Origin of the sequence: Kineococcus sp. GCM10028916, assembly GCF_042674865.1 — a bacterium.
In the GTDB taxonomy this organism is placed as follows: domain Bacteria; phylum Actinomycetota; class Actinomycetes; order Actinomycetales; family Kineococcaceae; genus Kineococcus.
Genome location: NZ_JBHTFM010000006.1, coordinates 443,391 through 456,857, shown reverse-complemented (window position 1 = coordinate 456,857; position 13,467 = coordinate 443,391). Strand labels below are relative to the sequence as shown.

Annotated in this window: 11 protein-coding genes and 3 riboswitches; of the genes, 4 read left to right on the top strand and 7 right to left on the bottom strand. The window is 73.0% G+C overall.

The genetic code is table 11. The features are described from left to right. Positions 1-77: 77 nt before the first annotated feature. From ACFQ46_RS09325 to ACFQ46_RS09315, 3 genes are read right to left on the bottom strand one after another with little or no spacing between them, the layout of a single operon-like run. Entirely contained in the window at positions 78-857 is a 780-nt protein-coding gene (locus ACFQ46_RS09325) for an amino acid ABC transporter ATP-binding protein (protein ID WP_380259217.1), read from the bottom strand. Then, positions 854-1,810 (bottom strand): amino acid ABC transporter permease, encoded by a 957-nt coding sequence (locus ACFQ46_RS09320; RefSeq protein WP_380259216.1) that lies wholly within the window; start codon positions 1,808-1,810, stop codon positions 854-856. The genes ACFQ46_RS09325 and ACFQ46_RS09320 overlap by 4 nt, the downstream gene beginning before the upstream one ends. Beyond that, positions 1,807-3,798 carry an FAD/NAD(P)-binding protein gene (locus tag ACFQ46_RS09315; protein WP_380259215.1) on the bottom strand — a complete coding sequence of 664 codons (1,992 nt, stop codon included), beginning with the start codon at positions 3,796-3,798 and terminating at the stop codon, positions 1,807-1,809. The genes ACFQ46_RS09320 and ACFQ46_RS09315 overlap by 4 nt, the downstream gene beginning before the upstream one ends. Before the next feature lie 164 nt (positions 3,799-3,962). Further along, positions 3,963-4,057, bottom strand: a riboswitch (SAM riboswitch). Positions 4,058-4,119: 62 nt separating this feature from the next. Here ACFQ46_RS09315 and ACFQ46_RS09310 point away from each other — a divergent pair. Then, positions 4,120-5,046, top strand: coding sequence for a RimK family alpha-L-glutamate ligase (locus tag ACFQ46_RS09310; RefSeq protein WP_380259214.1), 927 nt, complete (start codon positions 4,120-4,122; stop codon positions 5,044-5,046). Here the strand turns inward: ACFQ46_RS09310 and ACFQ46_RS09305 are convergent. Then, on the bottom strand, positions 5,030-6,349 hold the full coding sequence (locus tag ACFQ46_RS09305; protein WP_380259213.1) for an NtaA/DmoA family FMN-dependent monooxygenase: 1,320 nt from the start codon (positions 6,347-6,349) through the stop codon (positions 5,030-5,032). The two genes, ACFQ46_RS09310 and ACFQ46_RS09305, sit on opposite strands and share 17 nt — an antisense overlap. 8 nt (positions 6,350-6,357) lie before the next feature. Further along, positions 6,358-7,401, bottom strand: coding sequence for an LLM class flavin-dependent oxidoreductase (locus tag ACFQ46_RS09300; RefSeq protein WP_380259212.1), 1,044 nt, complete (start codon positions 7,399-7,401; stop codon positions 6,358-6,360). Positions 7,402-7,478: 77 nt separating this feature from the next. Between ACFQ46_RS09300 and ACFQ46_RS09295 the strand changes: the two genes are divergently transcribed. Beyond that, a complete protein-coding gene (locus ACFQ46_RS09295; protein ID WP_328292737.1) occupies positions 7,479-7,712 on the top strand; it encodes a hypothetical protein in 234 nt (77 codons plus the stop codon). Between the two features lie 42 nt (positions 7,713-7,754). On the opposite strand, the gene ACFQ46_RS09290 is transcribed toward ACFQ46_RS09295, so the two are convergent. After that, positions 7,755-8,129, bottom strand: coding sequence for a rhodanese-like domain-containing protein (locus tag ACFQ46_RS09290; RefSeq protein ID WP_380259211.1), 375 nt, complete (start codon positions 8,127-8,129; stop codon positions 7,755-7,757). A gap of 83 nt (positions 8,130-8,212) precedes the next feature. Further along, positions 8,213-9,559, bottom strand: coding sequence for an aminotransferase class V-fold PLP-dependent enzyme (locus ACFQ46_RS09285; RefSeq protein WP_380259210.1), 1,347 nt, complete (start codon positions 9,557-9,559; stop codon positions 8,213-8,215). A 55-nt stretch (positions 9,560-9,614) separates the two neighbouring features. Continuing rightward, a riboswitch (SAM riboswitch) is annotated at positions 9,615-9,729 on the bottom strand. A gap of 160 nt (positions 9,730-9,889) precedes the next feature. Continuing rightward, a riboswitch (SAM riboswitch) is annotated at positions 9,890-9,981 on the top strand. 61 nt (positions 9,982-10,042) lie between these two features. On the opposite strand from ACFQ46_RS09285, the gene ACFQ46_RS09280 reads away from it, so the two are divergent. Both ACFQ46_RS09280 and metE read left to right on the top strand, forming a co-directional pair. Then, positions 10,043-10,984: a methylenetetrahydrofolate reductase gene (locus ACFQ46_RS09280; protein ID WP_380259209.1), complete on the top strand. Its 942-nt coding sequence runs from the start codon at positions 10,043-10,045 to the stop codon at positions 10,982-10,984. Next, complete coding sequence (gene metE / locus ACFQ46_RS09275) at positions 10,981-13,320, top strand: 5-methyltetrahydropteroyltriglutamate--homocysteine S-methyltransferase (protein WP_380259208.1); 2,340 nt, start codon at positions 10,981-10,983, stop codon at positions 13,318-13,320. Before ACFQ46_RS09280 ends, metE begins: the two co-directional genes overlap by 4 nt. Positions 13,321-13,467 lie beyond the last annotated feature (147 nt).

Below are 13,467 nucleotides of genomic sequence, written 5' to 3'. Positions count from 1 at the left end.
GGGGTGGGACGGGGTGGGACGGGGTGGGACGGGGTGGGACGGGGTGGGACGGGGTGGGACGGGGTGGGACGGGGTGGTCAGAGGACCTTCGCGAGGAAGGAACGGGTCCGTTCGTGACGGGGGTGGTCGAACACCTCGGTGGGAGTTCCCTCCTCGAGGACGACGCCGTCGTGCATGAACAGCACGCGGTCGGCGACCTCGCGGGCGAAACCGATCTCGTGGGTGACCACGACCATCGTGGTTCCCGAGGCCGCCAGGTCGCGGATGACGTCGAGGACCTCGCCGACGAGTTCGGGGTCGAGGGCCGACGTCGGTTCGTCGAACAGCACCAGGGAGGGTTCGAGGGCCAGAGCACGGGCGATCGCGACCCGCTGCTGCTGACCGCCGGACAACCGCCGGGGGTACTCGTCGGCCTTGTCGGCGAGTCCGACGCGGGCGAGGAGGGCCCGGGCCTCGACCTCGACGGCGGACCGGCGGCGCTTCTGGGCCGAGACCGGCGCCTCCACGACGTTCTCCAGCACCGTCAGGTGCGGGAAGAGGTTGAAGTGCTGGAAGACGAACCCGATGTGCGAACGCCGGCGCAGCACCTCGCGCTCGTGGAGTTCGCGCAGGTGGTTCCCGGCCCGCTCGTAGCCGATCAGTTCACCGTTGACCTCGACGATGCCCGAGTCCACCTTCTCCAGGTGGTTGATGGTCCGCAGCAGCGTCGACTTGCCGGACCCGGACGCACCGAGCACCACGGTGACGGTGCCGGCGGCGACGGAGAGGTCGACGCCGCGCAGCACCTCGAGCGCGCCGAACCGCTTGTGGACCCCCTCGAGCCGGACGACGGGACGGGGCGGGGTGGACGTGCTCATCGCGAGGCCTCCAGGCGGCGGGCGCGGGCACCGCGGACGAGGCGGACGAGCACCACCAGGGGGAGGTCGTCCTGCGAGCGGGAACTGCCCCGTCCGTAGTGGCGTTCCACGAACCACTGCAGCACCGAGAGGGCACTGGTCAGGACGAAGTACCAGACCGCGGCCACCACGAGCAGCGGGATGACCCTGCCGGTCCGGGAGTACACGACCTGCACCTGGTAGAAGAGCTCGGGCAGCGCCATGACGTAGACGACCGAGGTCCCCTTGAGCAGCCCGATGATCTCGTTCCCGGTGGTGGGGACGATGATGCGCAACGCCTGCGGCAACTGGATCCGCCAGAACTGCCGCCCCTGGGGGATCCCCAGCGCGGCCGCGGCCTCCCGCTGACCGGGGTCGACGGCGAGGAACCCGGACCGGACGATCTCGGCGAAGTACGCGGCCTGGTGCAACCCGAGCCCGAGGCAGGCGGCGGTCACCGGGCCGATGAGGTCCTGGGTCCCGATCGACCAGAACTGCGGGCCGAACGGGATCCCGACGCCGATCCGCTCGTAGAGGATCGCGAGGTTGTACCAGAAGAGCAGTTGCAGGATCAGCGGCACCGAGCGGAAGACGCTGATGTAGGTGAAGCTGACCCCGGTGAGCAGCGGGTTGTCGGACATGCGCATGAGGGCCAGCACGGTCCCCAGGACCAGGCCGATCGCCGTCCCCACGAGCGTCAGCTCCACCGTGAACCACAGCGATCGCAGGATCGTGGCGGAGAACAGGAACCGACCCACCGTGGGCCACTCCCAGACGGGGTTCGCGACCAGCGCGTGGACCGCCATCGCGGCGAGCACCGCCACGACGGCGGTGGCGACCCAGCGCCAGGGGTGACGGGCGGGCAGGACCCTGACCGCGGGCGGAACGGTCAGCACGGGCGCCGGTGCCCGGGTCGGTCGGGTGGTCTCGCTCATCGTCCTCGTTCTCCAGGGAGTTCGCTGCGGATCTCGACAGGTCGTCGTGCGGTCGGGACGGAACCCGCAGCACGGAGCAGTTCCGCGGCCAGGCGGTCGCTGCGTCGGAAGAGTTCGGCGTTCGATCGTGGTCGGGCGAAGGCAGCGGCAGCCGCCTCACCGGCCACCCAGGCGCCGGTCGCGAAACGGCGGGGGTGGACGGAGTCGTCCGTCTGCACCAGGCGTCCGCCTCCGTCGACGACGAGGCGCCCGTTGGACCACCGCACCTCGCCGTCCACCAGTTCGTGGGCCCGGACCTCACCGCGCTCGCGCAACCGGGTGAGCAGGACGTCGGAGGTCCGCTCCAGGTCCGGCACCGGCAACCGGGCCTCGACGAGACCCCGTGCCCGCACCTCGTGCGGACCACTGGCCGAGGAGGCGACGAACACGCCGGCCTCCGGGTCCGGCTCGACGTGCACGTCGGCCCCGAGGAACCTCAGGACCCCCGCGCGGGCCAGGGCCGACATCTGCCGCAACCGCTCCGGCGGGGGACCGCTGGCCACGTAGCTGAAGAACCCGTGCCACCAGCCGTCGAGGTCGAGCGCCGTGGATCGTGCGTTCAACCGGCCCGCGGAGTGCAGGCCGAGGGTCACCACGTACGCGGACAGCAGCGCGGCCAGGACGGCCGCGTCCGGGGAGTGCGCCGGGTCGGCCCGTCGTTCCCGGTCGTCCTCGAGGTGGCGCAGGACGCGTTCGTGGACCTCGTCCCCCGACGTCCCCCACCAGCCCTCGAGCGGCCGGTCCAGTGCGGTCACGTCGAACCGGTCGCGCGGGTCGGGTACGGCGCGTTCCACCAGGTGGTCCAGTTCCGCGCTGCCCCAGGGCGACCGGGCGAAGCGGGCGTCGAACTCGGCGGGCGCCAGGACGGTCCGTTCCCGGTGGGTGCGGAACAGTTCCCGGTAGTGCGCCCCGGCCATCTCCTTGACGATCAACGGCCAGAGGTCCGAGCGCAGGTCGAGTTCCGCGCTCCCGAACCGCTCCTCGACGACCCTCGCGCTGTAGTGGTGGGGCAGACCCAGGCCCGTCGGCGCCGGGTACCCGATCTTCGAGCGGTAGGGAACCCCCCGACGCGAACCGGCGAAGAGGCGCGGTTCCGCTCCGCTGGGGTGGTACCGGAGGTGGCCGTCGGGGAGTTCCTCGAACCGGCCCCCGCGGCCCTCGGTGAGCAGCACCACCAGGTCGACGAAGGCGAGACCCATCCCCACGACGACGACGTCGGCGCCCGGGCGCAGCACGTCCAGGTCCTGGTCGGTCGTGTAGCCGGGACGGACGTAGGCGAGACCGTGGCTGCGGGCGAACGTCTCCAGCTTCCGCTCGCGGGGACCCGGGCGGACGTCCAGGTGTCCCTGGACGAGCAGCACGACGTCGACGGTCAGCGGTTCCCCGAGGCCGGCGAGCTGCACCCGCTGACGTCCGTCGTCCGCGTCGTCCGCGTCGTCCCCGTCGAGGACGTCGAGGACCGTGCGGGCGTGGCGGTGGACCCGCAGGTTCGGGGGCAGGCCGTCGAGCGTGCGTCGCCACGCCGCACCGAGGTAGCGGCTCGCGAGCCGGCGGGAGACGAAGGAACCCGGCCCGCTGCGCAGGACCTCCTCGCGCAGCAGGTCCTCACCGGCGGCCGCGGCGTCGTGGACCAGTCCGGCCCGGTTCTCCTGGATCCAGTCCGCCAGCGACGGCCCCCGGGTGACGGGTCCGGTCAGCCCGGTGACGGAGTCGTCCGGGAGCACCGTGATGTCGGCGGCCCGGGAGTTCATCCACAGCAGGGGGTCCTGGGCCTCCCGCCAGGTGCGACCGGCGCCGGAGTCGAAGGGATCGACGACGTGCACGTCGAGGTCCTCGGGGCCGACGTGCGCACCGAGGCGTTGCAGCAGGACGAGGGTGCGAGGACCCGCGCCGACGACGCACAGGCTGCGGACGCGGGTGGGGGTGGGGATGGGGATGGAGAAGGGCACAGGGGAACTCCAATGATCACGTCGACGACGACGCCGGGTTCCGTCCGCGGGATCACCGCAGCGGACGGGGGATCAGGATCCCGCGCACACCGCGGACTGCAGTCGACCGAGGTCGACGTGGCGACGACGTGTGAAGCGCTTCTCGGGTACCTTCACGGCGCGAACTCCCATCGGTCCTGGCGGAAGCACCCGCGCCCGAAGGTTCAGGGGGTTGCTGCGACGTCGACGAGCCAGGTCTCTCGGTCGCTCTGGATGGACGGTGTGAAACTATCGCACGAGGAGACCCGTTGCCAAACTCTTCACGAACCCAGGAGGAAGAGCATGACCATCCCCACCGAGCCGCGCGTCCACGTGGTGCACGAGAACCCCGAGTGGTTCCCGCCCTTCGAGGCCGCCCTGCGCGCCGAGGGCGTCCCCTTCGAGGAGGTCCTGCTGACCGACGGGTCCCTGGACCTCGACGCCGAACCGGCGCCGGGCGTCTACTGGTCGCGGCTCAGTGCGTCCGCGCACACCCGCGGTCACGGGCAGACCAAGGAGTTCACCCGGGCCCTCTTCGCCTGGCTCGAGGGCTGGGGCCGCCGGGTCGTCGGGGGGACCCACGTCGTCGAGCTCGAGGTGAGCAAGGTCGCCCAGCACGCGCTGTTGCGCCGCAACGGGTTCGACGTACCCCGGACCGTGGCCGTCTTCGGCCGCGGGGACCTGGCGGCACGCTCCCGGGAACTACCGGTGCCGTTCATCACCAAGCACAACCAGGGCGGCAAGGGCCTCGGCGTCCGGCGCTTCGACTCCCACGAGGACTTCGACGCCCACGTCGCCTCGCCGGAGTTCGAGGAACCGGTCGACGGGATCACCCTGCTCCAGGAGTTCCTCCGCTCGGCCGAACCGTTCGTCACCCGGGCCGAGTTCGTGGGCGGGCGCTTCGTCTACGCGGTGCGCGTGGACACCTCCGCGGGCAGCTTCGAACTGTGCCCCGCCGACGCGTGCGAGGTGCCGGGCGTGGTCCCGTTCGCGCTGCGGACGGAGATCACCGGAGACCACCCGCTCGTCCGCCGCTACGAGGAACTGCTGCGGACGGCCGGCGTCGAGATCGCCGGCATCGAGTTCCTCGAGACGGCGGACGGGCGGACGGTCACCTACGACATCAACACCAACACCAACTACAACCCCGCGGTCGAGGCCGTCGCCCCCGTGTCGGGTCCCGGCGCCATCGCCCGCTACCTCGGCGGGCTCCTCAGCGGCGACGCGTGAGCGGAGGTCGCAGACCCAGGTGCTCGCGCAGCGTGGTCCCGACGTACGCGGTCGGATAGGCGCCCCGTTCCTGCAGGGCCGGGACGAGCTGGTCCACGATGTCGTCCAGGCCGCCGGGGACGAGGAACGGCGTGATGTTGAACCCGCTGCTGGCGCCGCTGCGCACCCAGAGGGTCAGCTCGTCGGCCAACTGCGAGGCCGTACCGGCGAAACCGCGCCGGGTCGAGGTGTGCAGCACGAGTTCGCGCAGCGAGAACTTGTTCTCCTCCGCCACCCGGCGCCACTCCTGGGCGATCGCCCGGGGGTCGTGACCCTGTCGCGCGGCGCCCCGGGTCCCGTCGATGTCCGCGATGACGGGATCGTGCGCGGGCAACGGGCCGTCGGGGTCGTGGCCCGACAGGTCCTCGCCCCACACCTGACCCACCAGCGAGAGCGCGGTCGCGGGGGTCACCTGCTGCTCCAGGACCCAACGGGCCTTCTCCTCCACCTCGCCCTCGGTGTCGGCGACGACGATCTGGGTCCCCGGGAAGGTGAGGACGTCGTCCTCGGGGCGACCCGCCGCCACGACGCGGCGGCGGATGTCGTCGGCGAACGCCAGCGCGTCGTGGCGGTCGCTCCCGTGTGCGGAGAAGATCACGTCGGCCGAGCGGGCGGCGAAGTCGCGGCCGGTGGGTGAGTCGCCCGCCTGGAAGATCACGGGATGACCCTGCGGGCTGCGGGGGACGGTGGGGGCGATCTCGACGTCGAAGAAGCGGTCGTCGGAGTCCACGGGGGCGAACTCCGACCCGTCCCAGCTGTCCCAGACCCGTCGGGCCAGGTCCACGAAGCGTTCGGCCCGCTCGTAGCGGTCGGCGTGGTCGAGGTAGCCGCCCCGGCGGAAGTTCGCCCCGGTCCAGGCGTTGTCCGTCGTGACGACGTTCCACGCGGCGCGACCACCGGAGAGGACGTCCAGGGACGCGAGGCGGCGGGCCAGGTCGGCGGGGTCGTTGTAGGTGGTGTTCTGGGTGGCGACCAGACCGATGCGGTCGGTCAGACCCGCCAGCGTGGCGAGTTCGGTCAACGCGTCGGGTCGCCCGACGACGTCGAGGTCGTGGATCCTGCCCCGCTGTTCGCGCAGGCGGAGGCCCTCGCCGAGGAAGAACGCGTCGAACAGTCCGCGTTCGGCGGTCCGGATCAACTGCGTGAAGGTCGAGTGGTGCATCTGGGAACCGCTGCGGGGGTCCGACCAGATGGTGCTGTGGTTGACGCCCTGGAAGAAGACGCCGAAGTGGACGACGGCGTTCGGGTAGCGCAGGTCGGTCACGGGACTCCTCAGGCCGTCGCGAACTGGTTGACCGGCCGGGGACGGCCGAGGGTGGTGCGCAACGTCGCACCGGCGGCGGGCGGTTGCAGCAGCCGGGCGACGCGCAGGGCGGGGAAGGTGGTGCGCAGCAGCGTGCGGAGGTCCTCGTCGAGGACGGCGGCGTGCAGCCGGACACCGTCGACGGAACCCGCGAGACCGGAGAGGTACCGCGCGAAGCCCTCACCGGACCCCGTCCAGCGCAGCCGGTCCCGTGCAGGAGCCGGGGCGTCGGCGTCGAGCGCCTCGACCCGCTGCGCACCCGAGGCGGCCGCGGTGTCGAGGGCGAACTCGACCTCGAGCACGACCAGCGGACCACCGGCGCTGCGCCGGGTCCGCTCGCTGCCCGTGAGGACGACGTCGACCACGCCCGGGTCGAGGAGGTCGCGTTCGTGGGCGGCCACGACCGGCTGCCCCTGCGGGGGACGGGGCACGGTGAGCGGGCCCTTGACCGAGAAGTTGGTGGCGACGACGTCGACGTGGTGCAACCGGTCGCGGTCGACGTAGCGTCCCGTGGCGACGTCGCGGACCACCGCGTCGTCCTCCCAGGAGTCCCACAACCTCCGCACGGCCCCGACCACGTCGGTGAGTTCCGCCTGCGGGTCGTCGAGCACGGGGAGGTCCACCGTCCGGGCCACGGCGGGGGTGGACGTCGTCGCGATCCAGCCGGCGCGGCCGGCGCTGGAGTGGTCCAGCGACGCGATCTGCGCCGCCACGTGGAACGGTTCGGAGTAGGTGGTCGCGGCGACCGGTAGCAGACCGATCGTGTCGGTGGTCCCGGCGAGGAAGGCCGCCCGCTGCACCGCGTCCAGGTGCCCGCGGGGATTGCGGGGATCCGGCAGCGTGGAGTCCTCGAAGGTGAGTCCCGTGAGGCCCTGGGCCTGCGCGGTGACGGCGAACTCCTTCAGCCGCGCGGGGGAGAACACGGCGTCGGGGGAGACCCGGGAGCGACGCCAGGCCGCGGGGTGCCACCCGCCGCCGTCGACGTCGAGGAACACGTGGAAGGGGGTCGGCATGGAAATCTCCTGAGTGGTGGGTACGGCAGCCGTCGTCTGTGTCACAGTGCTCTCCACCGATCGACGAGGAGGCGACCATGCGTGACCGGGTACGAGAACTGTTGGCGCACTGGGTGTCGTCGATCGTGGCCGGACTGGCCATCGCGGGGCAGGGGCAGTGGGGGTACGCCTGGTCGCCGCTCGACGACGAGCCGGCCCCCGGCGAGCTGAGCTGGCCGCAGTTCGAGGGGGAGCTGCGCGCGCTCTTCGCCGAGGCCGAACGTGGCGGGATCGGCGACGGGTCCCGGCCCAGCAGCGAGCCGATGCCCTGACGTCCCGCCCCGTCGACCGGGGTGGATGTCGACCGGGGTGGATCAGGTCTGAGCCGGTTCGCCCACGGTCAGCCCCGCGGCCTTCCAGGCCGGGAACCCGCCGTCGACCTGCACGACGTCGGTGAAGCCGGCCGCCAGCAGTTCGGCGGTGACGGGGCCGGAGCCCGCGGGAGAACCGCAGATCACGACGATCTCCTGGTCCTTCCCGGTGAGTTCCGCCAGCGCGGTGTCGGAACCGAGGGCGAACTTCTCCGCCACCTCGGTCTTGGCCACGACGACGGCCTGCGGCAGGTCGCCGGCGGCGGCCCGCCCGGCGTCGCTGCGGACGTCGACGAACAGCGCACCGGCGGCGACGGCGCGTCCGGCGGTCTCGGCGTCGACGAGCGGTGCCTGGGGTGCTGCGGTGGTGTCGCTCACGTCGTGTCTCCTCGGTTCGTGCGGTCGGCCCCGGCGATCGCGCGAGGCCGTCGTCCCTGCGGGCTGAGGCGTCGGGGACGAGGTCACCCCAGGTCCGCGCCGGCGCCGGGCGCGGGCAGGAAGGACGCGGGTTCCGGGCGAGCGTCGGTCGTGGGACCCCAGTGCCCCTCGACGATCCCGTACTCGAGCTCCGGCCCGGCACCGACGAACTGCTCGACCGCGGCCAGCAGCCGTTCGACCTCGGCCGATCCCGTCCCGACCCCGGTGGAGACCCTCAGCCCGCCGTCGGCCAGACCGAGGGAGTCGGCGAACCGGTGGGCGCAGAACCGTCCGTCGCGCACACCGATCCCGTGCTCGGCCGAGAGGAAGGCCGCGACCTCGGAGACCGAGCGACCGGGGACGGTGAAGGTCACGACCCCCACGGCGTCGTCGGGGTGCGGGCGCACGACCTCGACGCCCGTCAGGGCCGTCAGCCCGCCGACGAGCCGTTCGCGCAACGCCTCCTCGTGCGCCTCGAGCGCTCCGGGGGCCAGCGTCGCGAGCGTGCTGCAGGCCTGGGCGAGGGCGACGGCGCCGAGCACGTTCGGGGAACCCGCCTCGTGGCGGTCGGGCCCGGTGGCCCACCGCACCGCGTCGTGGCGCACGTCGAGGGTGGCGCCCCCACCCGCGAGGTAGGGATCGGCGGCGTCGAGCCAGTCGCGACGACCGACGAGCGCGCCCGCCCCGTAGGGGGCGTAGAGCTTGTGCCCGGACAGCGCGATCCAGTCGATCCCGTCGCGACCGAGGTCCACCCTGCGGTGGGGGAGCAGCTGCGCCCCGTCGACGGCGATGCGGGCGCCGGCCGCGTGCGCGGCCCGGGCCAGCCGGCGCAGCGGCAGGACCTCACCGGTCACGTTGGAGGCACCGGCGACGGCCAGCAGCGCGTACCCGCCGCGGGCGAGCTCGGCCTCCAGCAGCGTCGCGGTCTCCTCCGCGTCCGACCCGCCGCGCAGGACCGTGGTCAGGGCTGAGCGCTGCCAGGACAACAGGTTCGCGTGGTGCTCGACGTCGGCCACCAGGACCCTGGAGCCCTGCGGGACGGCCCGGGCGAGCAGGTCGAGCGCGTCGGTCGTGCTCCGGGTGAAGACGACGACGTCGTCGGGGCGCGCCCCCAGGAAGGTCCCGACCTCGGCCCGGGCCTGCTCGAACAGGGCGGTGGAGACGCGCGAGAGGTACCCGGCGCCGCGGTGGACGCTGGCGTAGTGGGGGAGGACCTGGGCGACGCGGGTGGCGACCGAGACGAGGGCGGGCGCGCTCGCGGCGTTGTCCAGGTTCGCGTAGGTGGTCGACCCGCCCTGGGCGAGCGGGACGCGGGTGTCCCTGCCGACCACGGGCAGCAGCGGCGCGACGGGCGCCGGGCATCGGAGGGGGGAGAGGGTGCTGAGCGTCACGAGAGTCTCCTGGAGGAACTGGACCCTGCCGGGAGGACCGGGATCACCCCGGCGAGGTCCGCGCTTGCCGGCGCCACTGCGGCGTCGACCAGGTCGTCACCCGGGGCACCCCGCCGCGGAGGGAGGGTTGCCGGCCAGCGAGCCGGGGCTTGTCGCTGGCGCTCATGACCTGCGGTGAGGTTGCCACGTCGGACCCCGCTGAGCAAGATCGGCGTGTCGCGAACCCGTCGGAACTCCCTCCAGAACCCCACGTGTCGGGTGGTTCCCCCGTTCGGGGGAACCCCGGAACAGCACTTGTGGATCGCATCGACCCCGGTCTACATTCGGTGAACACCATCCAGAGCGGCCGAGAGTCCTGGCTCGACGACGCCGCAGCAACCCCCCGAGCCCGGGCGAGGGTGCTAAAGCCAGGCCGATGGAGTTCGTGATGCGCCCCACCGATGTCCCTGACGCGTACCCGGTTCCGGACCGGGGCCGGCCGCGATGACGCTGGCTCCCCTCGTCGCCGCCGCGACCGGGAGGCCCACCGTCAGTTTCGAACTCTTCCCGCCCCGTTCCGAGAACGGGCGGGAGTCGCTGTGGCGCAGGCTCTCCGATCTCCTCGACACGCACCCCGACTTCGTCTCGGTCACCTTCGGGGCGGCCGGCGCGACGAAGGGACCGAGTCGGGAGCTGCTGGCCCACGTCCTGGGTTCGACGGCCGTGCCGGCGATGGCCCACCTGACGTGCGTGGGGTCCTCGCGACGTGAGGTCGTGGAAATCGCCGGCGAGTTCCTCGACGCCGGCGTCCGCAACGTCCTCGCGCTGCGGGGCGACCCGCCGGTCGGGAGCACGGACTGGACCCCGCACCCCGACGGTCTGGCGACCGCGCGGGACCTGGTCGAACTGCTCCAGGTCGCCGACCGGCGGCGCTCCGCGCTGCGGGGCGGTCGCGTCCCCGTCGACGAGGGTCCCCTGACCCTCGCCGTGGCGGCCTTCCCCCGCGGTCGCGACGCGGAACTGGCGGCCCTGCGCGCCAAGCAGGACGCCGGTGCGCACTTCGCGATCTGCCAGGTGACGTTCTCGGCCGACGAGTACGCCACCTTCGTGCGCCGGGCGCGCGCCGCCGGGGTGAGCATCCCGCTGCTGCCGGGCATCGCCGTGACGGACGACGCCCGCCGGCTGCAGCGCATCGGCGACCTGGCCGGCGTCCCGGCCCCGGAGCAGCTGCTCGCGGCGCTCGACACCGACGACACCGCCCAGCGCCGCCGGGCGTCGACCGCGTTCTCGTCGGGACTCGCGGCGGGACTGCTCGACGCCGGTGCCCCCGGACTGCACCTCTACACGTTCAACGCGGCGGAACCCGCGCTCGACCTGCTCGACCACCTGAACCTGCCCCGATCCACCCAGAGCCGCATCGCTGCGGTAGGAGGTCCCACCCCGTGAGCACCGAGAACTTCCCCACCTGGACCGCCACCGTCCTCGGCTACCCGCGCATCGGCGCCGACCGCGAGGCCAAGAAGGCCCTCGAGGCCCTGTGGGCCGGTCGCGCCGACCTCGCCACCACCGAGGCCGCCCTGGCCGGGGTCCGTGCCGCCACGGTCCGCCGCCTGAACGCCCTCGGCCTGCCGGCGCACGACGCGTCGATCCCGTCCGCGTTCTCGGCCTACGACCAGGTGCTCGACGCCGCCGTCGCCCTCGGCGCCGTACCGCCGCGCTTCGCCGACGTCGTGGGCGAGGACGGCCGCGTCGACCTCGTGGGGTACTCCACGATCGCCCGCGGTCGCGGTGCGGACGCCCCGCTGGAGATGACGAAGTGGTTCGACACCAACTACCACTACCTCGTCCCCGAGATCTCCCCGTCGACGACCTTCCGGTTCGCCGACGACCGCGGGGTGCGGGAGTTCGCCGAGGCGCTCTCCGACGGGTTCCTGACCCGTCCCGTCGTGGTCGGCCCGGTGACGTTCCTGCTGCTGGCCAAGGCGGCCGACGACGCCCCGGAGGGTTTCGCCCCGATCTCCCGGCTCGACGACCTGCTGGCCGCCTACGAGGAACTGCTGACCGCCTACGCGGCAGCGGGTGCGGAGTGGGTGCAGCTGGACGAACCGGCGCTGGTCAGCGACTCCGCGACGAACGGCGTCGAGGGTCTCGCCGACCTCGTCCGTCGCGCCTACGACCGCCTCGCGGCGCTCGAGGGCCGTCCGCGCCTGCTGGTCGCGACGCCCTACGGCGACCCGGGTGACCTCCTGGAACCCCTGGCCGCCACGGCGGTCGAGGGTCTGGCCCTCGACCTCGTCCGGGGCGCGACGCCGGCGCGTCCGGAACTGCTGCACGGCAAGACGGTCGTCGGCGGGGTCGTGGACGGGCACAACGTCTGGCGGGTCGACCTCGTCGAGGCGCTGGCCCGGCTGCGGACCCTCGAGGGTTCCGCCGCCCACGTCGTCGCGGGGACGTCCACCTCGCTGCTGCACGTCCCGCACGACGTGACCCGCGAGACCACCCTCGACGAGCGCCTGCGCGGCTGGCTCGCCTTCGCCGACCAGAAGGTCGCCGAGGTCGTCGTCCTGGGCAAGGCGCTGGGGGACGCCGCGGCGGTGCAGGAAGAACTGACCGCGTCGGCGCAGGCCCGGGCCGACCGACTCGGCGCCCCCGGCGTGGTCCGTCCCGAGGTGCGCGACCGGCTCGCGGCGCTCACCCCGGAGGCCTTCGGGCGCAGCGACTACGCCGTGCGCCGCCTCGCCCAGGAACAGGCACTGGGTCTGCCGGCGCTGCCGACGACGACCATCGGCTCGTTCCCGCAGACGAACGAGATCCGCAGGGCCCGGGCCGCCTGGACGCGGGGGGACCTCGCGACGGCCGCCTACGAGGAGTTCCTCAAGGCGGAGATCGACCGCGTCGTGGACCTGCAGGAGGAACTGGGCCTCGACGTCGTCGTGCACGGGGAACCCGAGCGCAACGACATGGTCCAGTACTTCGCCGAGCAGCTCGACGGGTTCGCCGTCACCGCCCACGGCTGGGTCCAGTCCTACGGGTCGCGGTGCGTGCGCCCGCCCATCCTCTGGGGCGACGTCGTGCGCCCGGCGCCGATCACGGTGCCCTGGAGCCGGTACACGAGGACGCGCACGGCGAAGCCCGTCAAGGGCATGCTGACCGGCCCGGTGACGATCCTCGCCTGGTCCTTCGTCCGCGACGACCAGCCGCTGGGCGACACCGCCCGCCAGGTCGCCCTGGCGCTGCGCGACGAGGTCAGCGACCTCGAGGCCGCCGGCATCGGGATCGTCCAGGTCGACGAACCCGCTCTGCGCGAGCTGCTGCCCCTGCGCACCCAGGACCAGCCCGCCTACCTGGACTGGTCGGTGAACTCGTTCCGCCTGGCGACGGCCGGTGCCGCCGACGCGACGCAGATCCACACCCACCTCTGCTACTCGGAGTTCGGCGAGGTCATCGACGCGATCGACGGCCTCGACGCGGACGTCACGAGCATCGAGGCGGCACGGTCGCGCATGGAGGTCCTCGGCGACATCGCGCGTGCCGGTTTCGCGCGGGGCATCGGGCCGGGGGTCTACGACATCCACTCGCCGCGCGTTCCCTCGACCGAGGAGGTCGTCGGGTTGCTGCGCGCCGCCGTCGCCGCGGTCCCGGCCCGCCAGGTCTGGGTGAACCCGGACTGCGGCCTCAAGACCCGTGGCTACGCCGAGACCACCGAGTCGCTGCGCAACCTCGTCGAGGCCGCCCGCACCGTCCGCGCGGAACTCCCCGCGCACGCCGTCGCGACGAGCTGAGGCCCCCGCCCGACCGGATCCCCGCTGGACGAGCGCCGCCCTCCTGACCCCCCGAGGTCAGGAGGGCGGCGCTCGTTCGGCCCGGGTTCCCACCGACCCGCCCGGCCGGGTTGAGATTCCGGCAGGGGGTCCCTATGATTCCTGCAG